At 53.5% G+C, this 1123-nt stretch carries 2 protein-coding genes; both read right to left on the bottom strand.

The annotated features are described in order from the left end of the window. Positions 1-70: 70 nt before the first annotated feature. Positions 71-643: a hypothetical protein gene (locus tag QME66_13970; GenBank protein MDI6810048.1), complete on the bottom strand. Its 573-nt coding sequence runs from the start codon at positions 641-643 to the stop codon at positions 71-73. Beyond that, on the bottom strand, positions 633-1123 hold a 491-nt coding region (locus QME66_13965), incomplete at its 5' end, for a hypothetical protein (GenBank protein ID MDI6810047.1). The genes QME66_13965 and QME66_13970, both read right to left, overlap by 11 nt.

Raw genomic sequence — 1123 nt, 5'->3', positions numbered from 1 at the left:
CCCGCCCACCAGGTCAATCAGCCAATTGTGCAATGTGAAGATGTGACCCCAATGCCTTCCCCACATAGATCTACTTTCCGGCAGAACGGCGTATTTCAAAGTGGGCTGTGCCTGAACTATCCGCCAGTGGCGCAGAAGGCTCGTACGCGATGCTCAACATGTATCGACCGCCTGCTTTTGGCATGAAGCTGGCCGATTCCAAGTCGCTCTTGGATCGTGCCAAACGGAACTCTCTCGTGATAACCGTTGGGCTGATGTGATATTTCGATTCGATCCAGTCAGCGATCTTATTGGTTACTGAAAGGATAAGCCTTCCATCACCGTCTGACAGAGAGAAAGACACTGAGGCCTCTCCAAAATCCAACGACATGGCCTTCTGGTCAGGCACCAAGTATATCCAGTAAGGATCCTTTCGGACCGGAATATCCGAGAAGGTGAGTTGTGCCGAAAAAGCGTTCGAGACAGCAAACGGGGCAAACTGCAGAACATACCCATCAGCGCCGAAAATTCCGGGACGTGGAAGATAACGCAGAGCACCATCTCCGTGAAAAGCGGATATCTCGTCCTTGTTGCAGCCTGCCGAGAAGCACATGCTGATGACGCTCAGCCAGAGAAGAAGTGATAACTGGGAACTACTTTGCACATTCATTATCCCCGGAGGTGTCGCTCTTTTGCAGACGCTTGGCCCGACGAATAAGGTCCCGAGCCTCGTTCTTGCAGTTATTCCACAGCAACCAGCGATGAAACGACGTGGGATCCTTTGAAATGTCTTTGTAGGCTCCCGGCACGTAGGGATCGAGGTCGCTTCCACCAACCCGACGAGCTTTCCCCTGACGGATGGCCTCTGCAGCCGTTAGACGGTCCCATTCATTCTGCACTTCCGTACCCCACAAGCCTTGCTTCTGGTCGTTATACGTAGTGCCCCATCCATAGGTGCTGACAGACCCATCAGGATGTTGAACAGCAACGAAAGTATGCGTGAGGGGGTTATACTTGGAACGGACTTCAGAACCGCCGATCTCACGATTCACGAGATACGCATCGAGTCCGGTGGGATCGATGCCCGCGAGCGGGTTACCGTTGGCGTACGCGTACAGGTTCGCTCCACCGACCAGTCCGATGG

The organism is Candidatus Eisenbacteria bacterium (assembly GCA_030017955.1).
Lineage (GTDB): Bacteria > Eisenbacteria > RBG-16-71-46 > JASEGR01 > JASEGR01 > JASEGR01.
Note: the sequence above shows the minus strand (reverse complement) of the source record. Positions and strands in the feature narration are given on the sequence as shown.